The organism is Nocardiopsis alborubida (genome assembly GCF_012396365.1).
In the GTDB taxonomy this organism is placed as follows: Bacteria; Actinomycetota; Actinomycetes; order Streptosporangiales; family Streptosporangiaceae; genus Nocardiopsis; species Nocardiopsis alborubida.
This window is the reverse complement of record NZ_JAAXPG010000017.1, coordinates 80,124-102,999: the sequence shown is the minus strand read 5'-3', so window position 1 is coordinate 102,999 and position 22,876 is coordinate 80,124. Positions and strand designations below refer to the sequence as shown.

Genomic DNA, 22,876 nt, shown 5'->3' with positions numbered 1-22,876 from the left:
CCCTCCGGCGGGCCCCGGGCCGCGGAGGCACCTGGCCCCTCCACCCAGCCACGACCCTTCCGGTACGTCCGGAGAACGGAAGAAACCCCAGCATGACCGCAGTTTCCGAGAACAGCGCGAGCGCCACCAGCGGCCTCGGTGAGATCGAGCGCGACGCCGAGCGCGTCAACGTCGACGACAAGGCGATGATCAACGCCCGCGCCGACGTCAACCAGCTGCTCCCGCTCAAGTACACGTGGGCGTGGGAGAAGTACCTCGCGGGCTGCAACAACCACTGGATGCCCACCGAGGTCGCCATGCAGGCCGACATCGCGCTGTGGAAGTCCAGGGACGGGCTGACCGAGGACGAGCGCCTCATGCTCAAGCGCAACCTCGGCTTCTTCGCCACGGCCGAGTCGCTGGTGGCCAACAACATCGTGCTGGCCGTGTACCGGCAGCTCACCAACCCCGAGTGCCGCCAGTACCTGCTGCGCCAGGCCTTCGAGGAGGCGGTGCACACCCACACCTTCCAGTACATCTGCGAGAGCCTCGGCCTGGACGAGGGCGAGCTCTTCAACATGTACCGCGAGGTCCCCTCGATCACCGCCAAGGACGCCTGGGCGCTCAAGTACACGCAGAACCTGGAGGACCCCGAGTTCCGCACGGGCACCCCGGAGGCCGACCAGGCCTTCCTGCGCGACCTCGTGGCCTTCTACGTGATCTTCGAGGGCATGTGGTTCTACACCGGCTTCGCACAGATCCTGTCGCTGGGCCGCCGCAACAAGATGGTCGGCATCGCCGAGCAGTACCAGTACATCCTGCGCGACGAGTCGATCCACCTGAACTTCGGCATCGACGTGATCAACCAGATCAAGATCGAGAACCCGCACCTGTGGAGCGAGGAGTTCCAGGCCGAGGTCCGGCAGATGCTCACCGAGGCCTGCGAGCTGGAGGTGGCCTACGGCCGCGAGACCATGCCGCGCGGCGTGCTCGGCCTCAACTCGGAGCTGTGTGAGAAGTACATGCACTTCATCACCGACCGCCGCGCCGAGCAGATCGGCCTGGCGCCCATCTTCGGTGAGACGGAGAACCCGTTCCCCTGGATGAGCGAGATGATGGACCTCCAGAAGGAGAAGAACTTCTTCGAGACCCGCGTCATCGAGTACCAGACCGGCGGCGGCCTGGACTGGGACTAGATGTTGCTGGTGTGAACCAGGGGGTTTTTCTCCGTGGTGATCTTGTACTTATAGCGAGGTTGGACGGTCGAGGCGCGCTATAAGTACAAGATCACGCTGGTCAGCGCCGGAGCGGTGAACCTTTCCGGTCACCGCGCCGGCCTACCGGAGGGTTCCCCTCCCGTCGGCGGTGGCCCGGGTCGTGGCGTGCGACCCGGGCCACCGCCGTGTGTGCTCAGCCCTTGCCCGACCAGGTCATCCTGACGTTGAAGGTGGCCTCCGCGCTCCCCTTGACGACCACGGCCCCGGCCTCGGCGGTCACGCTCACCCCGAACTCCACCTCGGTCTCCGAGGGGGCGAGGGAGGCGGAGGACAGTTCCCGCAACTGCCCGGACACCGCCTCGGCGACCTTGCGGATCCGGAGCAGGACGTCGTCGAGCCGTTTGTCGCCGGTGGCCTCTTCTGACCTCTTGGAGACGTTGGAGGCGCCCTCCCTGCGGGTGGGAAGCGACTCGATGCTGACCACGGTGCCGTCATCGGTGACGAAGTCGATCACTTTGTTCACTTTGACCTCACACGTTCCTTGGAGGAGGGGAAAGCTATTCCTGTGGGAGAGCTCGGAAAGTAAAATACTGGCAAGTGTCCGCAAAAGGCGAGATTCCGCTGCCGTCCGCGCGGAGGAAACGGTGGGACGAACCAGTTATGACCGGGCGAAACGACGCGCGTGCCCGCTGGTGCGACGGACGCGACGGCACCGGATGGCGTAAGTCGTCAAGGTCCGCAGGGCATGAGAACTGCTGTGAGGCCTCTCTGGGAGGACCTCACCGGGTGCTCTTCCGCGATTCACGCCATCCGGGCGGGTGTGTGCTGGTATTCGGCCGTCAGGAGTGGTTGTCCCTTCTCTCGTCCCTCTCCTGACGTCGCGTCCTACGATCCGGAGCGTTCCTGGGCGTTTCCCGGACCCGTGTCTCAGCCCCCGACCGGGATGATGTCGGTGTCCAACCGGACGAAGTCCGCCATCGTGGTCACGAAGTGGTGGTCCGGGCCGAAACGGGCGGCGTACAGGTCCCGCAGGGCTCCCCACTCCTCCCGGACGTCCTCCCCCAGCGCCCGGCGGCTGATCAGCAGGTTGCGCCGTGCGGTGGTCAGGAAGAGGTGGTGCTCGCCCAGGCTCTCCAGGCACAGCTCCACGCTGGCCGTGTCCTGGGCGCGAGCCTCCTTGAGCCGTCCCAGCGAGAACAGGTCGTTGCCCAGGTTGACCTCGACCGCGGCCAGGGTGATCAGCGCGTCCGGGAAGATGCCGCGGATCTCCTCCGACGCCGCGCGGTCGAGTTCGTACGCCCGCTCGTACTCGCCCGCGGCCCGGAACACGATCGCCGCGTTGGCCCGGGAGGCCCAGGGGAAGAGGTGGCGGCTGGAGAACTCCTCGTCCATGTGCTCCAGGAGGTCCTCGGCCAGGTCCTCGGCCTCCTCCACCCGGCCGGTGAGGGCCAGGTTCACCATGTGGATGCTGTTGATGTGCAGCATCGGCCTGGTGTGCGGCCCGTGACGCTGGGCGTTGGCGTCGCGCACCTGCCCGGACAGCTCCAGGGCCAGGTCGTGGTCGCCGAGCCTGCGGTGGACCACGGAGAGGAAGACGGGGATGTCCGCGGTGTGGACACTGGCGTCCGCCTCGGCGGCGTCGAAGCGCCGCTGGCAGTCCTCCAGCGTCTCCCGGGCCTCCTGGAGGTGCCCGAGGGCCATGAGGCTCAGACCGATGGACAGCCGCGTGCGCAGGGTGGGGATGCCGTTCGTCCCGAACACGTACTTGCGCTGTTCGAGAGTACGGCGGTCCAGGTCGAGCGCGTCCTGGAACCGGCCCAGGCGGCGCAGGCAGACCGCGATGTCATGCGCGAGGCTCAGGGTGCTCTCATCGTCCTCGGTGAACCGGGCGATCCTGATCCGGTGGATGTCCTCGAACATGGTCAGGGCCTCGCCGTAGTGGCCGAGGTTGCTCAGGGCGGTGGCCCGTGCGCGGTAGGCGTCCAGGGCCTCCTCGCTCTCCGCGCCCTCCAGCTCCGTCTGCTCCGCGTACATCCGCTCGGCCTCGGAGAGGGCGGTCTCGTTGTCGCCCTGGGCGCGGAGGAGCCGGGCGCGGAGCAGCTGCACCTGGAACCGCTGTGCGGTGTCGTCGTACCAGGACTCGATGGCGCGGTCCGCCAGGTTCAGGGCCTCGTTGTCGTTCCCCGTCTCCACCAGGTACATGATCACGTTGTAGACCAGTCCGCGGACCTGTAGGTCGTGGCTGCGCCAGGCCTCCGAGGCGGTCACGTGGGTGAACAGCAGCTGGTACTCGGGCCAGTTCTGCGGGAGTTCGGGGCCGAGCGGGTCGCTCTGCGCCAGGAGCCGGTGGGCCAGGTCCCGGTAACGTACGCGTTCCTCGTCGCCGAGCGTGTTCTGCACGACCGTCTGGAAGGTGACGTGCATCTGGAAGGTGTGCTTGGTCCGGTCGAACTCGGCGAGGCTGTGCCTGCTCACGTAGCGCAGCACCCTGGACAGGGCCATCTCGTTGCCCAGGATCTGCGCCAGCTCGGGATTGGCGCTCAGACCCCGTGCCCGGTGGAAGAGGGTGCGCGCCAGCGGGCGGGGGCCGAAGAACGCGCACAGCTGGACGAACTCGCGGACCATCCGCTTGAGCGCGCGGTCGCCTCCCGTGCCGCGCCGCAGGTCGTCGAGCTGCATGTTCCAGGCGGCGGCCAGCGGCAGGGGGTACAGGTCCTCCGACTCCACGTGCGTGACGAAGTCGTCGAACTTGTCCTGGATCAGCTGGAGGAAGTCCTCGACGCTCATCAAGGAGTCGCGCAGGTAGGAGCCCACCTGGGCCAGGGCCAGGGGCAGGTGCTCCAGACGCTCGGCGATCCGGAGGGCGTCCCCGTCGTCCTCCAGGCCCTGGGGGCAGACCTTGCGGAGCAGGGCGACGCTCTCCTCCGGGGTCAGGCTGGGCACGACCGAGCCCTCGCTGCGCCCGCTGGGGATCCAGCTCTGGTCGGGTGAGGTGATGATGATGTCGCCGGGGCCGTTGGTGGGGATCTCCCCCGCACCCAGTTGGTCCAGGTCGGAGACGTCGTCGAGGACGAGGAGCCAGCGCCCCACCTCGGGGTCGCTCTCCAGCACGTCCCGGACGTGCTGGGCGGTCCTCTCCAGGTTGCCGCCGTCCTCGGCCACACCCAGGTGCCGGGCCAGGTGCATGTAGGACTGCTGGATGTCGGCGGGGCTGTTGGCGGTGATCCACCAGATCAGGTCGTAGTCGTCCCGGTACCGGTGCGCGTACTCGATGGCGATCTGGGTCTTGCCGATGCCGCCCCCGCCCGACAGCAGGTAGATCCCGCCCGCTGACTCCTCCAGCAGGCCGTGGACGCGTTCGAGGATCTTCTCGCGCCCGGTGAAGTTGAGGTTGTGCGGAGGCACGCCGCGGAGCTTGGCCAGGGACCTGGTCCGGGGCTGACGGCTCCGGGGGCGCAGGGCGGTGGGCTCCGAGGGGGCGGACTCCGTCTCGGAGGCGTGGGTGTCGGTCACGGTCGGACTCGGTTCCTCTCGGGGTGCGGCGGTCGTGCGGCGTGCGGTGGTGGAGGGAGCGGGGGCGGCGTCGGGGACCGCGGGACCGGAGTCCCCCTCCAGCGCGGCGCGCAGGTGCTCGGCGAAGCGCCGGTACTCGCCGGGCATCTCGGACAGCGCGGGGAGCACGGCCCTGGCCAGGCCCTCCTCCCCGTCGAGCGAGGGGACGAGGGGCGCTCCGGTCTCGATCCGGGCCAGCCACTGGTAGATCCGGGCGGAGTCCTTGAACTCGATGCCGAGCGAGTAGTACACCGACCGCATGACGCTGAGGTCGCCGAACCTGCCGAGCAGGTCCCTGCGCACTCCGGGCAGGAACTCCAGGGCGGTGGCGGCCGGGTCGTGCAGGTCGCCGGCGGGCAGTGTCGGGTCCATCAGCTCGCCGCCGAAGACCTCGGCGATCTCGGTGACGGCGAGGCGCCCGTCGCGGGGAGCGTGGGGGATGTTGCGCTGGATCAGCTCCGCGACCGGTAGGTTCACCGGTGCCTGGGTGAGGCGTACCGCGAGTTCGCGGGCCCCGCGCGAGGCGTGGGACAGGAAGCGCGACACGGGGTCGGCCTCCCAGGGGGCGGTGCTGGGCGGCCGTGCGCCGTCGGGCGGGAGGACGCACACGTCGGCCTCCCACACCCGGACTCCGCCGTCCAGCACCGAGCCCCATTCCGCCAGGGCCTCCGGTCCGCACTCCAGGACCGGCAGTACCGCCGCGTCGGCGGGGAGAACGGGGTCGGAACCCTCGTCCGGGGCGCGTGCGAGGGTCCACGAGGCGGGGGAGACGGGGGACGGGGCCGTCATGCGCATCGGCTGCGGTGCGAGCGGCCCCCCGGACCACACGGAGCGGTCGAGGAGGTGCAGGACGGCGGTGGGGATCCGCGAGGCGAGTGCGGCGACCCAGGAGCGCAGCTTCGGCTGGCGCCAACCCCGGTCCTGGGTGTCGGTGACGAGAACGGCCGCCTCGGCGCCGTGGATCCTCGGCGCGTGCGCGGCGTGGCCGGGGTGGAAGCGGACGACCGTCGCCCCCGCCCGCTCGGCCTCCTCGACCAGTTCCGCGACACTGCGCTGGTGCAGGTCCATCAGGGACGAGGAGTCGACGAGGACGGCCAGACGGGACGGCCCGTCTGTCAGGTTGCCGAGTGCGTTGCGATACCTGTGCGACAGATCATCCATCTTTGTCCTAATATGGACCTAAAATCCGAATCGGTGGGCGCGTCCCCGTTGCCCCTCTGGGAATACCTCCCTGGTTCTCCTATCCAATCAGAGAGATTCTAGCCAGGAAAGACGCCGGCTTCTCCGCGGGGACGGGGATCCGTTGCGGTTCGGACGCGAATACGACCGGTGTGCGGCGGCCGTGCCCGGCGTGCCGGGCCCCTCCATCATCCCCCAGGCTCAAGGGCTCTCAGGGGCGCCGGGGCCGCCGAGAGCGTTCCGGAGGAGTGTGTCCTCAAAGGAGTCATGGATAATCGCGATTTTTCTGCTGTCCGAATTCTCCCTCGCCCTGTCGCGCAGATAACGGGGGAGCCCGGATATCCGCACCCGAGCGTCGGGTTCCCGGTCGAGCAGTTCCTGGAGAAGGGGAAGGATCGCGCTCTTGGGGCCCCTGATGATGGTGGGGACCCCCTGGTACAGGGCCGCGTCGTAGACGTGCCGTAGGTCCGGGCTCTCGTCGTCCACGACGAGCACCGTCAGGTCCAGGTCGGAGAGGACGTTGGCCACTTCGTTCGCCTCCTGCCTCCATGAGGTGAGGACGTTGCGGTCCTCCACCAGGGGCCGGGCCCGCTGCCGCGTGGTGCGTGTGCGCCACCGGTCCGAGGCGCCCAGGTAGTGCGGTGCCGTCACGCGTTCGCGCACGTGGTAGACGATCTCGTACATCGTGCAGAGCAGGGGCGGGAACGCCACGAGGTCGCGGTGCGGGCTGGCCTGTCCCAGGCTCAGGTGCAGCAGCTCCCTCGGCAGCAGGACGCTCAGCCGCAGTGAGTCCTCGTCCGGCGTGATCAACATCTGCATGGTGGCCTCGCCCATGAGGTCGGCGATCTCGTCGCAGATCTCCGATTCGCCGACCAGCCTCGTGCTCTGTGGCAGCTTGCCCCTCTCATCCCGGTGGTTGATGCTGTGCAGGAGCCGGTAGCCGCCGGTCACCGGCTCCAGCTCGAAGGTCACCACCGTTCCGGGCGGCCGCACGGAACGGCGGTCGCGGGGTGCCGCGGGAGCGTTCGGCTCCCGGTTCCTGAGCAGCCGCCGGTCCCGGTCGCGGGTCAGGACCTCCTCCCAGTCGCGCCCCATCGGGGAGGCCTCCCTCCTGATCCAGGACCACACCGCGGGCGGGAGCGGTCGTTGGCGCCGGATCTCCTGGTGGACGTGGTGTACCCAGGCGACCCGGGGCGGAGGCTCGCCCAGGGGCGGAACCAGGTCCCACAGGGCGGTGAGGACCCGCCACGCGGTCGTGCCCGCGCCGTGCCGCCTGGCCCTGCGCGCCTCGCTGGGGCGCAGCAGGTCCTCCGGCGGGACCGCCTCCAGGGAGACCGAGTCCAGCAGGTCGTGCAGGCTGTCGTAGGCCTCCCTGCCGCACAGGGACTCGTCGGCCAGGCGCTGCGCGGAGACGACATCGCCCCCGTCGCGCTCGCCGACGAGCTCCTCGACCGGGAGGATGAACGCGATGCCCGAGGGCCGGTCGGGGTCGTTCCACACGTAGTGGTGGGTCTTCTGCATGATCCCCACCAGCTCGCCGGTCCCGGTGCGCACGGCACAGCCGCTGAAGCCGCCGGTGATCCGAACCGGCTGCGAGGCGGGGGTCTCGACCTGGTGGGTGAGCCCGGTGGGCCCGCCGGGCCCCTGGCAGACCAGCGGTGCCTGGAGCGAGCGCATGCCCTCCGGGTAGCCCGCCGTGTACAGGGGCTGCCGCGGCTCCAGGCTCGCGCACTCCCTCAGCACGGGGAAGGACGTGTCGGGGCCCGCGTCCCGCAGCCGCAGCACGGCCAGGTCGCGGCTGTCGGGGCCCGCCGACCACAGCTGGGTGTCGACGGTGGCCTCCCACTCCCGGTCGTCGAAGGACTTGAGGCGCACGGTGGCGAGCGCGCCCGGATGCTCCTCCTTGTCCCCGTCGAGGCCGAGCGCGGCGTTGACGACGTGCGCGCACGTGACCAGCAGGCCGGGGGACAGGAGCACGGCACCGCCCACGGTGTCGTACTGGTCGAGCACACGCATCTGCCACGAGGGCTCGTTGGGTTGCAGACCACGCGGGGTATGGGGGGCGGCCACGTTCGGGAGACCTCTCTCGATGTCAACTTTTCTCGGAACAATTCCCCCTCGGGCAGCGGTGAATCAAGAGGCACTGGAGCGGAGGGAACAGAGTTCCACGAGTGATCTCTGTGGCGGAAGGGAGCCATAAGGACGAGCGTGGAAACCGGTACCCACGGGTTCCGGCGCCCCGGAGGGATGTGATGCGCGTCACAGGTGCTCTCAGGGGGGTGGGCGGACGGCCCGCGTATGTCCGATCCGACAAACACCGGCGCCCCTGCATGGCCGGACGGACAATAGTGCCTGGTCGAGAACTCGACGAGATCTCAAAGCGGTGTTGTTCCACACACGGGCGTTGTGACTTGCCGGACAAAGGGCAATGATCTCCCGCAATGTCCATAAACAGCGCGTAAGGCTCTCGTCCGCGCGCTCAAGGGAAGGGAGGGCAGGGTCTTGGACGAGTCCATGCTCTGGTCCGTCGCGACCTTCGGCGTGTACCTCGCCGTCATGGTGGCCATCGGGCTGTGGGCCTACAAGCGCACCGTCTCGCAGTCGGACTTCGTGCTCGGAGGCAGACAGCTCAACAGCTGGGTGGCGGCGCTGAGCGCCAACGCCAGCGACTTCAGCGGGTGGCTGCTGCTCGGGCTGCCCGGTGCCATCTACGTCTCCGGTCTGGGGGAGGCCTGGATCGCCGTCGGCCTGGCCTGCGGTTTCGCCGGTAGCTGGATCCTCCTCGCGCCCCGCCTGCGGGTGTACACCGAGCGCGTGACCGACGCGCGTTCGGGTGGCGACTCCGACTCCCTGACCCTCTCCTCCTTCCTGGAGAACCGCTTCAACGACCCCACCCGGCTGCTGCGCGGGGTCTCGGCGGTGCTCATCATCGTCTTCTACTTCTTCTACGTCGCCTCCGGGCTCGTCGCCATGGCCGCCCTGTTCGACCAGATCTTCGGCCTGAGCCCGGCGCCCGCCATCGCCATCGGCGTGGGCATCGTGGTGCTCTACACCGTGCTCGGCGGCTTCCTCGCGGTGTCCTACACCGACGTGGTCCAGGCCGCGATGATGTGGATCGCCCTGCTGATCGTCCCGGTCGTCGCGATCACCATGCTCGGCGGCTTCGCCGGGCTGTCCGAGGGCGTGTCCGAGCAGAGCACCGGGCTGCTGTCGGCCGTCGGCGGCACCTCCCTGGACGCCGAGCTCGGCCAGTGGGTGAGCACCGACACCCTCGGCTGGGTCGTCATCGTCTCCGGTCTGGCCTGGGGCTTCGGCTACTTCGGCCAGCCGCACATCCTGTCCCGCTACATGGGCATCCGCTCGGTCCGGGACATCCCCAAGGCCGCCACCATCAGCGTGGCCTGGGCGGTCACCGCCATGGTCCTGGCGGTGCTGGTCGGCTTCATCGGCATCGCCTACTTCGACACCCCGCTGGAGAACTCCGAGCAGGTCTTCCCGCTCCTGATCGAGGCCCTGACCCACCCGCTGGTCGCCGGGCTGCTGCTCGCCGCCATCCTCGCGGCCGTCATGAGCACCGCCGACTCCCAGCTGCTGGTCGCCGCGTCCGCGCTCACCGAGGACGGCTACCGGGCCTTCGTGGACCGCGACGCCGCCCCGAAGAGGCTGCTGTGGATCAGCCGGGTCACCGTGGTCGCCGTCGCCCTGGGCGCCGCCGCCATCGCCCTGTGGGGCGACCAGTCGGTGATGGACCTGGTCGGCTACGCCTGGGCCGGTTTCGGAGCGGGCTTCGGCCCGATCCTGGTGCTCTCCGTGTTCTGGAAGCGCATGAGCTGGTCCGGCGCGCTCGCGGGCATGATCGCGGGCGGCACCACCGCGATCGTGTGGGACGTCCTCGACGCGAACTTCCTCGGCACCGGCCTGTACGCCATGGTCCCGGCCGTGATCCTCAGCGTCGCCGCCGTCTTCGTCTTCAACGGCCTGGCCAGGGCCACCCCGCAGATGGAGAGCGACTTCGACCGGGTCGAGGCCGAGATCCGCGGGACCGGCTCCGCCCCGGGAGAGTCCGCCCGGGCCTGACCGGCCGCAGCACCGGCGACGGCCGGGGCGGCGACCGCCCCGGCCCCTCCCGGCCCGTACCGTGCCCGCGGCGCGGGCCGAGGGCCGCTCTGGCGCACCCGACCCCGGAACGGTAGAACGGTGACATGTCGTCACTGACGGAACACCCGGCCGTGTGGACCCGGACCGACGTCCCCGAGGGGCTCGGGCTGGGCACGCTCCTCCCCGAGCCCGACGGCTACCGCCTGGAGGCCGGGGAGACCGTCGTGGTGGGCGAGGAGAGGTTCTTCACCCGATTCAGCGTCCGCACCGACCTGGCGTGGACGACCCGGTGGATGCGCGCCGAGGTCCTCTCCTCCCAGGGCCTGGAGTCGGTCACGCTCGACGCCCACGGAGGCCACTGGACCGGGCCCGACGGGGTCCCCCTCCCCGGGCTGGTGGGCTGCCTGGACGTGGACGTCGCCGCCACCCCGCTCACCAACACCCTGCCCATCCGCCGCCTCGGCCTGCGCCCGGGCGAGTACCGCGACATCGCGGTGGTCTGGATCGACATCCCCTCCCTGCGGGTGCGCCGGGTCAGGCAGCGCTACACCCGGCACCCCGCCGAGGAGGGCCTGGAGCGCTACACCTACCGCGACCCCCTGCACGGCGAGTACCGGCTGTCGGTGGACGGCGACGGCGTGGTCGTCGACTACGAGCGCTTCGCCCGCCGCCTGCGCACGGACTCCTGAGACCGCCCCGAACCCCCGGGGGCTCGCCCCCTCCCCGCCCCTTCCGGTTCCGGACACTCCCCGGACTCGTCCCCGAACGCGGGACAGGCGATAATCGGCGGGCACACGCACCACATCCACGGGGGACCGCAGTGACCGACACCGAGCTGAGCCAGGCCCGTCGCGAGATCGTCCGCGACCTCGCGGTGCCCGAGCACTTCGACGTGCACGTCGAGATCGAACGCCGTGTGGCCTTCCTCGCCGAGCGGCTGATCAGCACCGGCTCCACCGCGCTGGTCCTGGGCATCAGCGGCGGCGTGGACTCGCTCACCGCCGGGCGCCTGTGCCGCCTGGCGGTGGACCGGGCCCGCGAGAACGGCCACGAGTGCGAGTACGTCGCCATGCGCCTGCCCTACGGCGAGCAGAGGGACGAGGAGGACGCGGCCCGCTCCGTCGCGTTCACGGCCCCCGAGCGCTGCCTCACCGTGGACGTCAGGCCCGCCAGCGACGCCATGGCCGACTCCCTGGCGGCCTCCGGGATGATCTACTCCGGCGACGCCTCGGCGGACTTCGTCCTCGGCAACATCAAGGCGCGGCAGCGGATGATCGCCCAGTACGCGGTCGCGGGCGGCCTGCGCGGACTGGTCGTCGGCACCGACCACGCGGCCGAGGCGGTCACCGGGTTCTTCACCAAGTACGGCGACGGCGGGGCGGACCTCGTTCCGCTGACCGGGCTGACCAAGCGCCGGGTGCGCGCGGTCGCCGCCGAGCTGGGCGCTCCGGAGGACCTGGTGCGCAAGGTGCCCACCGCCGACCTGGAGACGCTCGCCCCGCAGAAGCCGGACGAGGAGGCGCTCGGTCTGACCTACGAGCAGATCGACGACTTCCTGGAGGGCCTGCCGGTGCCCGAGCACGTGGAGACCGCGCTGGTCGACCGGTACCGCGTCACCGCCCACAAGCGCGCGCTGCCCACCGCGCCCTAGGGTTCCAGGGGTCCCGGCGCCCAGGGCCCGCCCCGGGCGCCGGTCCCGCTCGTGCCTGAGCCGCCGATTCCGTTCGCTCCCGGGGCCCTCGCACCGGTGTCGCGCGCCCCGACCGCTCCGGACAGCTGTTCCGTCTCCGCACACGGACCTCCCCCGAGGGTTCCGCGTACGCTGGCTCGCGGGGTACCGTGTGCGGGAACTCTCCCGGGTTTTCCGGAGGACCGCTCGGCGCGTCCGCGCCCTCCGCCCGGGGAAGACGGTCCCCGACCCGCCGTGCCCCGACGCGCGGTGGTGCAGGCACCACCTTCCACGGTCGGGCGAACCGCCCCTCGGAGAGGGGCGTCAGATCCATCGCGGCCACCACCCGACCGGACCTACTCTCGTTACCACGCGTCGCCGACAGCAGAGCTGACGCGGCCACGCCACCGGGCGCGTTCGAGAACGCGTCGCCACCCCCTGATCCCGGCCACACGGCCCCCGCGCACCACCGCGCCCGGGGACGCACACGCGTACGGGGTAGACCAAGGAGCGACCGATGACCGTGACCGTCGAGAACGAAGGCGGAGGCGCGTCGTCGGCGTACACCTCCGGCACCGCCCTCCTGCCGTCTCCTCGGACACCGCGTCCCGGGGCGGGCCGGGACAGGTTCCTGGACGTCATCCGGCTGTTCGTGATGGCTCTGGTGGTCATGCAGCACTGGTGGCTGCCGGTCCTGGTCCACGAGCCGGGATCCTTCGAGGCGGGCAGCGTCCTGTCCACCGAGGGCGGCTTCGTGCTGACGTGGGTCGTCCAGGTCATGCCGCTGATCTTCTTCGTCGGGGGCGCGGCCAACCTCATCAGCTGGCGCTCGGCCTCGGGCCGGGGCATGTCCGCCTCGGACTGGTTCGCGCGCAGACTGCGCAGACTCGCCTGGCCGGTGGTGCCGCTGGCGGCCCTGTGGATCGTCGCCTCCCACCTGCTGGTCCTGGTCGGCGCACCGGCCCAGGCGGTCCTGGTGGGCGCCGAGGCCGCGGGCATGGTGCTGTGGTTCCTCGCCGTGTACGTGCTGGTGGTCGTGTCGACCCCGCTGCTGGTCCGGGCCCAGGAGCTCTTCGGCTGGTGGGTCCCGATCGCCCTGCTGGCCGCCGCCGCGGCCGTGGACCTGACCCGCTTCTCGACCGGCGCCGACTGGGTCGGCTACCTCAACGTGGCCTTCGTGTGGCTGGGCGTGCACCAGCTGGGGTTCCGCTACGCGACGGGGACGATCCGCCTCCGCTACGCCGCGGGGATGGTGGCGGGCGGCGCGGCCGTCGCGCTGACCCTGGCTCTGTTCGGCCCCTACTCGCTCAACATGACGGGCGTGTTCGCCACGGAGTCCTCCAACGTGTCCCCGCCCACCCTGGTGCTCGCCGCCATGGGCGCGCTGCAGATCGGCGTCGCGGTGCTGCTGCGCGAGCGGATCAGCGCCTGGTCGGAGCGCCCCGGCCCGGCGCGTCTGCTGGACCGGATCTGCCCGCAGCTGATGACGGTCTACCTGTGGCACATGCTGCCGCTCAGCGTGGTGGCGGGCGTGCTGGTGTTCGGTCTGGGGATCGACACCCCCGAGCCGCTGACGGGCATGTGGGTGCTGTGGGGCGTGCTGGGACTGGTGGTCCTGGTGCCCCTGATCGTGCCGCTGGCGCACTGGGCGGTGCGGTTCGAGAACCCGCCCAAGGCGCTGAGCGGCTCCCCGGGCATGGTCCGCGTCCTGGCCGCCGCGGCGCTGGTCGGCGGCGGGATGCTGCTGCTGACGGTGTCCGGCCTGGGGCTCGGCGCGGGGCCGGTGCTCGGTCTGCTCGCGGTGCTGGCGGGCGTGGTGCTGACGCGGGCTCCCCGGAGGAGCTGACCCGCTTCCGTGCCCGGTCCGCGGGAGCCCCGGTCCGGGGCCCGGCGCGGAGGAGCACCGTTCCGGGGACCGGGTTCTGGGCCCGGCGCGGGGCGCCCCCGTTTCCGGGCGCCCGACCAACCGCTCTCCCGGCCGCCTCGCGTGCCGGGGGCGCGACCGGTCCGCGTATCGGGTAGACCGAAGAACATGGACCCGACACGTATCGCCTTCGAAGAACGGGGGAGCGGCCGCCCCCTGGTCCTCCTCCACGGACTCGGGGACCGCCGCCAGAGCTGGACCGCCGTGATGCGGCGGCTCTCGGCGGACTACCGCGTCATCTGCGTGGACCTGCCGGGGTTCGGCGCCTCACCGGGGCCCGGTCCCGACGAGCCCTACGACGTCCTCACCCTGACCGACGACATCCAGGCGTTCTGCCGCCTGCACGGACTGGAGCGCCCGCACCTGGCGGGCAACTCGCTCGGCGGGTCGATCGCCCTCGAACTGGGGGTCCGGGGCCTGGCCGCGTCGGTGACGGTGTTCTCCCCGGCGGGGTTCTCCGACAGGCTCGCCCGGTGCGCGATACGCACGGTCGGCGCGCTCTCCCGCCTCGCCACGCACGTCCCGATGCCGGTCAAGGAACGCCTGGCCAACACCGCCCCGGCCAGGACGGCCGCGCGGATCGCGCTGCGCGGGGACCCCTCGTCGCCCGCGGCCAAGGCGACCCGGTTCAGCGTCCGGGGCCTTCAGCGCGGTGCGCCCTACATCCGGCTCGTGCCGCACATCGCCGAGTACGTCTTCACGGCGCGGCCGATCGAGTGCCCGGTCACCATCGCCTGGGGCGACCGCGACCGGACGCTGCTGCCGTCCAGCGCCGCGCACGCCCACCACCGGGTGCCCAACGCGCGCATGGTGTCTCTGATCGGCAGCGGGCACATCCCCATGGCCGACGACCCGGTCACGGCCGCCGAGCACATCCGGTGGACCTGCCGCGCCGCCGACCTGGGGAGCGCCAAGGCCGCCGCGCGCAACGCGGCCGGGCGGGTGACCAAACCCGGTCCCCAGGACTGAACCCGGCCCCTGCGCCGTGATCTTGTACCTATAGCCGATGTCGGTGCTCGAACCTCGCTATAAGTACAAGATCATCGCAGGTCAGGTGCCTCGCGTCCCGTCGGCGGCGCGTGGTCGGCCCGTCAGCAGCCGAAGCCGCCGTCGGCGCTGATCACCTGGCCTGTCACCCACGAGGCCTCGTCGGTGGTCAACCAGGCCAGCAGCCTGGCCGGGTCGTCCGGCATACCCACGCGCCCGGCCGGGAAGCCGGGCAGGATGCGGTGCATGAGGTCCTCGTCGATGTAGCCGGTCTGCACCGGTCCGGGGTCGACGGCGTTCACGGTGATGCCGCGCGGGCCCAGTTCGGCGGCGATGGTCGGGGTGATCTGGGCCAGGACCGCCTTGGCCGACGCGTACGCCACCTCGCCGGGCAACGCCCCGCGGATCTGCCCGGAGGTCATGAACAGCACCCGGCCGCCGGGGCGCCCGTCGTGCCGCGCCGCGAAGGCCTGCGCGAGCAGGAGGGGCGCGCGGGCGTCGACCGCCCAGTGCCCGTCGAGCATCTCCAGGGTCACCTCGGCCAGCGTCGCGTCGCCGCCGTTGCGCGCGTGGTTGGCCACCAGGACGTCCAGGTGCCCGAACTCGGCGACGGCCGCCTCCACCACCCGCCGGGGCGCGTCGGGGTCGGCCATGTCCGCACCGACGTCGGCCACGCGGGCCCCGGGGTCACCGAGCGCCGCGCGCACGCCGTCGAGCACGGCGGCGAGGTCGTCGCTGCCCCAGGGCAGCTCCGCGTCGTGCGGCTGGTGGTGGTGGACCATCACCGACGCGCCGTACGCGGCGAGGCGGCGGGCCACGGCGTGGCCGATGCCGCCGCGCCTGCTCGCCCCGGTGACCAGGGCGGCCCTGCCGCGCAGGGGCAGGGGGTCGCGGGAGAGGGCGTCCCGGTCGGAGCGTTCTGGGGAGGGGGAGCGGGAGGAGGGAGAGCGTTCGGGAGAGGGGGAACGGGAGGAGCGGGCCATGACGGACCTGCCTTCTGCCGTGGACGGACGGGGGCCGGACGCGCCGCGGGTCCGGGCGGCCCCCGGGCGCCGGGACGCGCGGCGCCGGGTGAACTCTGGCAGAGGGGGTGTGTCCGCGCATCCGGTTTTCGGCGCCCTCCCGGAGCCGAGTGTCCGGAATGTTCTGTCACGGGAGTGATGGCGTGTTCTGTTGACCGGGCTCCCCGGTCTACCGCGGTGTCGAGTTCGCGGGATACCGTGGACCCGCTCACCGACGCCTTGAGGAGGCAGTGGATTGACACGATCGACACGACCGGCCCCGGGTCTCCCCGAGTGGCTGCGCGAGGAGGAGCGGCGGCTGTACGGCTTCGCCGCGGGATCCGCCGTGTCCGACGGCTTCGGCTGGCTCGACGCGGACGGGCGTGTGGAGCGGGACCGGCCCGCCGCCGCCTGGATCACCGCGCGGATGACGCACGTGTTCTCCCTGGCCCACCTGCGGGGGGAGGCCGACGCCGGGCGGCTGGCCGACCACGGTGTGGCGGCCCTGGCGACCGGTCCCCTGCGCGACGCCCGGGAGGGCGGATGGTTCGACCGGGTACCGGACGACGCCGCGGGAGACTCTTCCCGGGAGCGCTCCCATGAGCTTCCGCGCAAGTCCGCCTACGAGCACGCGTTCGTGGTCCTGGCCGCCTCCAGCGCCACCCTCGCCGGTCGTCCGGGGGCGCGTGAGCTGCTCGACGAGGCGCTGCGTGTCATCGGGGAGCGCTTCTGGGAGGAGCCCGCGGGAGCCCTGCGCGAGAGCTGGGACAGCGGGTGGACCGCCACCGAGGACTACCGGGGCGCCAACAGCAACATGCACGCCGTCGAGGCCTTCCTCGCCGCGGCCGACGCCACCGGCGACGTCCTGTGGGCCCGCCGCGCGCTCTCCGTCGCCGAGCGCCTGATCCACGGCGTGGCCGCGGAGCACGACTGGCGCCTGCCCGAACACTTCACCTCCGACTGGAAGCCCGTCCCGGACTACAACCGGGACCAGCCCGACCACCCCTTCCGGCCCTTCGGGAGCACCACCGGCCACCTGCTCGAATGGGCGCGCCTGCTGGTCCACCTGGAGGTCGCGCTCAGCCGTGCGGGCGACCCCGTCCCCGCGTGGCTGCGCACCGACGCCGAGGCGCTGTTCGACCACGCCGTCCGGCGCGGCTGGGCCGTCGACGGGGCCGACGGGTTCGTCTACACCCTCGACTGGGAGGACCGGCCGGTCGTGCGCGAGCGCATGCACTGGGTGGTGGCCGAGGCCGCCATGGCCGCCTGGGCGCTGGGGGAGCACACCGGCGGGGCCTCCTACACCGACCTGTACGAACGCTGGTGGGCCTACGCCGACCGGTACCACGTGGACCACGAGCGCGGCAGCTGGCACCACGAGCTGGACCCGGACAACCGTCCGGCCGCGAGCGTGTGGCCGGGCAAGCCGGACGTCTATCACGCCTATCAGGCGGCACTCCTGCCCCAGGTCGGGCTGTCGGCCTCCATCGCGGCCGCCCTCCTGCCCGGCGCCGACCACAACTCCGGAGGAAACCCGTGACCACCCAGAACCCAGGGGACGCGCAGGGCGCCCCGGCCGGAGGGGCCGCGGGGTCCGGTTCCTCCCCCCGGCTCGTCGTGGTGGGCGAGAACGTCATGGACCTGCTGCCCACGTCCCACGGCGCCGACGTGCTCAAGGCGGCGCCCGGCGGCGGTCCGGCCAACACGGCGGTCGCGGCGGCCCGGCTGGGCACGCCCACCCGTCTGCTCGCGCGGATCGGGGCGGACGGTTTCGGCGAGCTGATCCGCGAGCGCCTGCTCGGGGAGGGGCTGGACCCGGCGGGGCTGCTCCCGGCACAGGAGCCGACGGCGCTGGCCCTGGCCACGCTCGGCCAGGACGGGTCGGCCCGCTACGACTTCCGCATGGACGACGCCGCCGACTGGCGCTGGCGGGCGGGGGAGCTGCCGGAGGAGCTGGAACCGGGGGTCCGCGCGCTGCACGCCGCGTCGATAGCGCTGTTCCGCGAGCCCGGCGCCAGCCTGATCGAGGCGATGCTGCGCCGCGAGCACGGACGCGGACGGGTGACGCTCACGCTGGACCCCAACATCCGCCACGACGTCATCGGCGACCCCGTGACCGCCCGGGCGCTGGCCCTGCGGCACGCCGCGCAGGCGCACCTGGTGAAGGCGAGCGACGAGGACCTGGCGTTCCTGTACCCGGACCTGTCCCCGGCCCGGGCGGCCCACGCCGTCGCCGCGCTGGGCCCGGCTCTGGTGGTGGTGACCATGGGCGCCGACGGGGCCCTCGCGGTCTCCCGGGGCGAGGAGGTGGCGGTGGCCGCGCCGAGGGCCGAGGTGGCCGACACCGTGGGCGCGGGCGACTCCTTCATGGGGGCCCTGCTGAACTGGCTGGACCGCCACGACCGGCTGGGGGAGGACCCGCGGGCCCGCCTGACCGGGCTGGACAAGGCGGACCTGGAGGACCTGCTGGGGTTCGCGGTCTCCGTCGCCGCGGTCACGGTGACCCGGGAGGGAGCGAACCCGCCCACCATGGCCGAGGTGGCGGGCGGGGACGGGCGGCCGGAGGAGCTGGCCCAGCGGTAGCCCCGGGTGCGGTGGCCCCGGGTGCGGTGGCCCCGGGTGCGGTGGCTCCCGGGGCCGTCCCCGGCCGCCCCGGCTTCCTACGAACGAGGCGGGCGGGGCCGGACGAGGGCAGCACGACGCGGGCGGGCCCGGGGCCCCCGTTTCCAGGAAACCCCGGATCCGGGGCGAGCGGCAGCCCCTGTGGACAACCGCGCCGGGGCGGGCCGTCCGCCTCAGGCGAGGCCCTCCCTCGTCTGGACCACGAGGTGGTCCACCACGTCGGCGAGGTTGCCCCGCCGGGCGTACGCGGCGCGCTGGCGGGCCGCCCCGCTCCCGGCCGCGCGCACCCGGTCGAGCAGTGAGGAGGCCAGGTCGGCGTCGCCGTTGGCGAGCAGCCCGGGCAGCGCGGCGTGCAGCAGCCGGTCGGCGGCCGCGTACCCGGGCAGCGCCTCGCCGGTCAGCGGGTCGGGCACCACGCCCTCCAGCCCGTCCCGGGCGGCCCGCCACACGGCGGCCCGCAGCGCCTGGTCGGGGATGCCCGGCACGGGGATCCCGTAGCGCACGTCGGTGAGCGCGCGGCTGGCCAGGCCGCGGATGAGCAGGGCCAGCAGCAGCGCCTCCTCGGCGGTGGCGGCCACGTCGCTCGCGCGTATCTCCAGCGTGGGCAGGTGGTCCGAGAGGCGGACGTCCCAGTAGACCATCCGCCGGTCCAGGATCGCCCCGGTGTCGGAGAGCGCCCGCACCGCCTGCTCGTGCTCGGCCAGGGAGCGCAGCAGCGGGGGAGGACCGGCCGAGGGCAGCCGGTTCCAGGCGACCGTGCGCCAGCTGGAGTACCCGGTGTCGCGCCCGGAGTGGAACGGCGAGTTCGCCGACAGCGCCACCAGGAACGGCAGCCACCGGCGCAGGTGGTTGCCCACGGCCACGGCGGTCTCCCGGTCGGGGATGCCCACGTGCACGTGGCAGCCGCACACCACGTGCGACTCGCGCAGCGCGCCGAAGTGCGCGGCGATGTCGGCGTAGCGGCGCCCCTCGCTGGTCCGCGCCGAGGCCGGGTCTCCCAGGACGGCGGTGCCGGAGGCGACCACGGCGAGCCCGGCGGCGCCGGCGGCGCGGTCCAGCTCCCCGCGGGCCGCGCGCAGGAAGCGCAGGGCGTCGCCCGCGTCGTCGCACACGGGACTGTTGGCCTCCACCTGCGCCCGGCTGAACTCGCCGCACAGGTGATCACTCAGGACGCGGGTGTTGGCGAGCACCTCGGGCGCTCGCGACAGGATGAGGCGGGTGCCGGGGTCGACGACGAAGAACTCCTCCTCGACGCCGAAGGTCGGGGGCACCGTGCGGTTCCCGGTGCGGGTGCCGGCGGACACCGGCCACCGCCTGTCGTGTGCTGCCGTGGAGCGGTTCTCCATGGGCGTCGGTCCCTCCCTGCCGTGGGGCGCTCCCTCACGGGGGCGTCCCGGACTGGATATCCCCGTCAGGGGTGGCCGCGACAGTGTCCTGAAGAAGATAAAAAGCTATCCATGTGATCTTTTGTCCCGTTTGCCGGTATCGCGGGTGTGTCGTTGTGCGCGCGTTACGGCTTGATAACCGTGCTCCCGGCCCGTGGGGGAGCCGGATCGGCGGCGCACCCCCTCCGCGGGGGTGAGCCCCGTCACTCCCCCCGGCGGTGGAAAGCCAGGTGGGCACCGCGACACCCCTCCCGCGCACCCGTCCCGCCCTCCCCGCGGGTACCCCTACCCAGCCCCGTCCCGCCGGGTGCGTGCGACTCCGGGTGAGTATCGGTGAAACGACCAGTGTGGACATCCGCACCTGCCGCGACGGGGGCCCGCTGTGCGAATGTGTGCACGTGGCTGGCAGGAACACACAACCCCCCGTCGCCCGCCTCCGAGGTCGTGACACGGAGCAGCGGGCCCTCGCCGACGCCCTGGAGGACGCGCGGTCCCGCCGGGGCGCCTCCCTGCTCCTCTCCGGCGGCCCCGGACGCGGCAAGACGGCGCTCCTGGAACACCTGGGCGGGTCCGCAGGTGGTTTCACCGTGCTCCGCGCGGGCGGGGTCGCCGACGAGGCGGACCTGCCCCTCGCCGGGCTCCAGCGCCTCCTCCGCCCCCTCACGGAGGCGACCGAGCGCCTCCCCGAACCCTGGCGCGGCCTTCTCCGCGACGCCCTGACCCGGGGGGCGGTCGCCGACGCCGACCGCCTCACCCTCTACACCGGCCTGGTCGAACTGCTCTCCCGCGCCGCCGCCGACCGCCCCCTCCTGCTGTGCGTGGACGACGCAGACCGGCTCGACGCGCCCTCGCTGGACGCCCTGGCCTTCGTCGCGCGCCGCCTCACCGGAACCCCCGTCGCCGCCGTCCTCACCGCGCGCGAGGGCCACGGCAAGCCCGCCGGGGCCCGCGTGCCCGAGACCGCCGCCGAACCCCCTCCCGACGCCCTCGTCCCCGGCGTCACCGAACTCCTGCTCGCGCCCCTGGAGGAGCGGGCGGTCCACGACATCCTCACCGACAGGGCCCCGGTCAACCCGGCCGCCGCCGTGCGCTCCGCCCTGGTCCGCGCCGCCCACGGCAACCCCGCCGCCGTCCTCGGCCTCCTGCGGGGGCTGTCCCGGGCCCAGCTCCTGGGCGAGGAGCCCCTCCCCGACCCGCCGCGCCTGCCCGGCCGCCTGCGCGCCGACTTCCTCGCCCCCTACGACGGACTCCCCGAGCGGGCCCGCCACCTGCTGCTGCTCGCCGCCCTCGGCGGCGAGCCCCGGGTCCACCGGCTGCTGGAGGCCTGCGAGGAGCCCGGAGCGACCGTCACCGACCTCGAACCCGCCGAGGAGCGCGGCCTGGTGCGTGTGGAGGGCGACACCGTCGTCTTCGCCGACCCCCTGACGCGCGAGGCCATCGCCCAGGACGCCCCCGCCGGACGACTGCGCGCCGCGCACCGGGCCCTGGCCCGCGTCTGCGACCCCGAACTCTCGCCCGCGGAGTTCGTCCGCCACACCAGCGCGGGCGCCGACGCCCCCGACACCGCGCTCGCCGACGCCGCGACCTCCGCCGCCCGGCGCGTCAAGCGTGTCGAGGGCCGCCTCGCCGCCTCCCACGCCTACGAGCACGCCGCCGACCTGTGCCCCGACCCCGACGAGCGCGCCTGCCGCCTGAACACGGCCTCCTACGAGGCCTACATGGCCGGGAGTTCGGCGCGCGCCACCCGGCTGCTCGCGCGGGCGCGGCCCCTGGCCGTGTCCGACCGGCGGCGGGTGACCGCCGACCTCATCGACGCCCAGATCGCCATGCGCGGCGAGAACGCCATGGACGTCGCCGAGCGCCTGCTCACCGTCGGCCGCGAGCTCATTCCCCACGACCGCTCCCTGGCCCTGCGCGCCCTCGTGCGCTCGGCCGACGCCGCCTCCCTGGCAGGGGACGCCGTCCGCCACGGCCGCGCCGCCAAGCTGGCCCTGCCCCTGGTCCGCCCGGACGACCCGGCGCCGATGCGCATGGTCGCGTCCTTCCTGGAGGGGTGCGCGGTCTCCTTCCGGGGCGACTACCCCGGCTCCACCCCGCTGCTGCGCGAGGCCACCGGACTGGCCGAGATCGCCAAGCCCTCCGAACTGGTCTGGGCGGGCATCAGCGGCCTGCGCCTGGGCGACGCCCCCTTCGTGCGCTCGGTGATCTCCCGCGCCGTCGAGGTCGGCCGTCTGCGGGGCGAGCGGGCCACCATGCCCGCCGCGCTGGGCTTCCTGGTCTTCTCCGAGTTCTGGAGCGGGCGCTTCCCCTCAGCCGCCGGGACCGCCCTCACCGGCCTGCGGATCTCCCGCGAGACCGGCCAGACCGTGTGGGCCACCCAGCACCTGGCGTCCCTGGCGATGATCGCCGCGATCCAGGGCGACGTGGACACCTGCCGCATCCGGGCGCGCGCGGTCGCCGTCCAGGCGGGGGAGAACAGCCTCGGCCTGGCCGCCGCCCTGTCGGCGTGGGCTCTGGCCGTCCTGGAGCTGTCCCGGGGCAACGCCGCGGAGGCGTTCTTCCGGCTGCGCGCCCTGGTGCACGCCGCTCCCGGGCACGGCCACCCCACCATGCGGCTGCTCACGGCCCCGCACTTCGTGGAGGCGGCGACCCGCATGGGCGAGACCGAGTGGGCGCGCACCTCCCTGGCCGGGTACCGGCGCTGGGCCGAGTCGGTGGGCAGCCCGAGCACGCTGGCGCTGGCCGCCCGGGGCTCGGGCCTGCTGGCCGCGGGGGACGAGGCCTGCGACCACTTCGAGAACGCGCTGGCCCTGCACCGGGCCTGCGGCGACGACGACGTCGAGCACGCGCGCACCCAGCTGCTGTTCGGCGCCCACCTGCGCCGGGCCCGCCTGCCCGGCCGGGCCCGCGAGCACCTGTACAACGCGCTGGAGTCCTTCGAGCGCTTCGGCGCGCGGCTGTGGGTGCGCCAGACCCGCGCCGAGCTGCGCGCGATCGGGACCGCCGAGCGCGGCCCCGACCCCGTCTCCACCAGCGAGCTGACCGCGCAACAGCAGCAGATCGCCCGGCTGGTCGCCGAAGGGGCCACCAACCGCGAGGTGGCGGCCCACATGTTCATCAGCCCGCGCACGGTCGAGCACCACCTGCGCGGCATCTTCCGCAAGCTCAACATCAGGTCCCGCGTGGACCTGGCCCGCCTGTTCAACTGACCCCGGGCCGACGGTCGAGGCGCCGCCGGACACCCCCCTCATACCAACTGGTCG

Annotated in this window: 15 protein-coding genes; 10 read left to right on the top strand and 5 right to left on the bottom strand. The window is 72.7% G+C overall.

Annotated features, from left to right (window positions below):
- Positions 1 to 92: 92 nt before the first annotated feature.
- Positions 93 to 1,175, top strand: a complete 1,083-nt coding sequence (locus HGB44_RS18690) for a ribonucleotide-diphosphate reductase subunit beta (RefSeq protein WP_082768472.1) — start codon at positions 93 to 95, stop codon at positions 1,173 to 1,175.
- 214 nt (positions 1,176 to 1,389) lie between these two features.
- Here HGB44_RS18690 and HGB44_RS18685 read toward each other — a convergent pair whose 3' ends face one another.
- Positions 1,390 to 1,710 (bottom strand): CU044_2847 family protein, encoded by a 321-nt coding sequence (locus HGB44_RS18685; protein WP_082768473.1) that lies wholly within the window; start codon positions 1,708 to 1,710, stop codon positions 1,390 to 1,392.
- Between the two features lie 146 nt (positions 1,711 to 1,856).
- Here HGB44_RS18685 and HGB44_RS18680 point away from each other — a divergent pair, with 146 nt between their 5' ends.
- The gene (locus tag HGB44_RS18680) at positions 1,857 to 2,072 is read left to right on the top strand and encodes a DUF397 domain-containing protein (protein ID WP_168444060.1); all 216 of its coding nucleotides are present in this window, start codon (positions 1,857 to 1,859) and stop codon (positions 2,070 to 2,072) included.
- A gap of 51 nt (positions 2,073 to 2,123) precedes the next feature.
- Here the strand turns inward: HGB44_RS18680 and fxsT are convergent, their stop codons facing one another.
- Both fxsT and HGB44_RS18670 read right to left on the bottom strand, forming a co-directional pair.
- Entirely contained in the window at positions 2,124 to 5,909 is a 3,786-nt protein-coding gene (gene fxsT / locus HGB44_RS18675; protein ID WP_168444059.1) for an FxSxx-COOH system tetratricopeptide repeat protein, read from the bottom strand.
- A 219-nt stretch (positions 5,910 to 6,128) separates the two neighbouring features.
- Positions 6,129 to 7,997 (bottom strand): S1 family peptidase, encoded by a 1,869-nt coding sequence (locus HGB44_RS18670; protein ID WP_231972641.1) that lies wholly within the window; start codon positions 7,995 to 7,997, stop codon positions 6,129 to 6,131.
- 444 nt (positions 7,998 to 8,441) lie between these two features.
- On the opposite strand from HGB44_RS18670, the gene putP reads away from it, so the two are divergent.
- The 5 genes from putP (at position 8,442) to HGB44_RS18645 (ending at position 14,587) form a co-directional block, all read left to right on the top strand.
- Positions 8,442 to 10,004, top strand: a complete 1,563-nt coding sequence (putP, locus tag HGB44_RS18665) for a sodium/proline symporter PutP (protein WP_061083285.1) — start codon at positions 8,442 to 8,444, stop codon at positions 10,002 to 10,004.
- A gap of 125 nt (positions 10,005 to 10,129) precedes the next feature.
- Complete coding sequence (locus HGB44_RS18660; protein ID WP_061083274.1) at positions 10,130 to 10,714, top strand: putative glycolipid-binding domain-containing protein; 585 nt, start codon at positions 10,130 to 10,132, stop codon at positions 10,712 to 10,714.
- A 131-nt stretch (positions 10,715 to 10,845) separates the two neighbouring features.
- Positions 10,846 to 11,676 (top strand): ammonia-dependent NAD(+) synthetase, encoded by an 831-nt coding sequence (gene nadE / locus HGB44_RS18655; RefSeq protein ID WP_061083275.1) that lies wholly within the window; start codon positions 10,846 to 10,848, stop codon positions 11,674 to 11,676.
- A gap of 535 nt (positions 11,677 to 12,211) precedes the next feature.
- Positions 12,212 to 13,540 carry an acyltransferase family protein gene (locus HGB44_RS18650; protein WP_061083276.1) on the top strand — a complete coding sequence of 443 codons (1,329 nt, stop codon included), beginning with the start codon at positions 12,212 to 12,214 and terminating at the stop codon, positions 13,538 to 13,540.
- Between the two features lie 186 nt (positions 13,541 to 13,726).
- Positions 13,727 to 14,587, top strand: a complete 861-nt coding sequence (locus HGB44_RS18645; RefSeq protein WP_061083277.1) for an alpha/beta fold hydrolase — start codon at positions 13,727 to 13,729, stop codon at positions 14,585 to 14,587.
- A gap of 122 nt (positions 14,588 to 14,709) precedes the next feature.
- Here the strand turns inward: HGB44_RS18645 and HGB44_RS18640 are convergent, their stop codons facing one another.
- Positions 14,710 to 15,588 (bottom strand): SDR family oxidoreductase, encoded by an 879-nt coding sequence (locus HGB44_RS18640; protein WP_061083278.1) that lies wholly within the window; start codon positions 15,586 to 15,588, stop codon positions 14,710 to 14,712.
- A gap of 274 nt (positions 15,589 to 15,862) precedes the next feature.
- Here HGB44_RS18640 and HGB44_RS18635 point away from each other — a divergent pair, with 274 nt between their 5' ends.
- Complete coding sequence (locus tag HGB44_RS18635; protein ID WP_061083279.1) at positions 15,863 to 17,146, top strand: AGE family epimerase/isomerase; 1,284 nt, start codon at positions 15,863 to 15,865, stop codon at positions 17,144 to 17,146.
- Complete coding sequence (locus HGB44_RS18630) at positions 17,143 to 18,189, top strand: carbohydrate kinase family protein (protein WP_082768622.1); 1,047 nt, start codon at positions 17,143 to 17,145, stop codon at positions 18,187 to 18,189. The genes HGB44_RS18635 and HGB44_RS18630 overlap by 4 nt, the downstream gene beginning before the upstream one ends.
- Positions 18,190 to 18,401: 212 nt before the next feature.
- On the opposite strand, the gene HGB44_RS18625 is transcribed toward HGB44_RS18630, so the two are convergent.
- Positions 18,402 to 19,574 (bottom strand): carboxylate-amine ligase, encoded by a 1,173-nt coding sequence (locus HGB44_RS18625; protein ID WP_061083280.1) that lies wholly within the window; start codon positions 19,572 to 19,574, stop codon positions 18,402 to 18,404.
- Positions 19,575 to 19,960: 386 nt separating this feature from the next.
- Between HGB44_RS18625 and HGB44_RS18620 the strand changes: the two genes are divergently transcribed.
- Positions 19,961 to 22,822, top strand: coding sequence for a helix-turn-helix transcriptional regulator (locus tag HGB44_RS18620; protein WP_168444064.1), 2,862 nt, complete (start codon positions 19,961 to 19,963; stop codon positions 22,820 to 22,822).
- Positions 22,823 to 22,876: the final 54 nt, after the last annotated feature.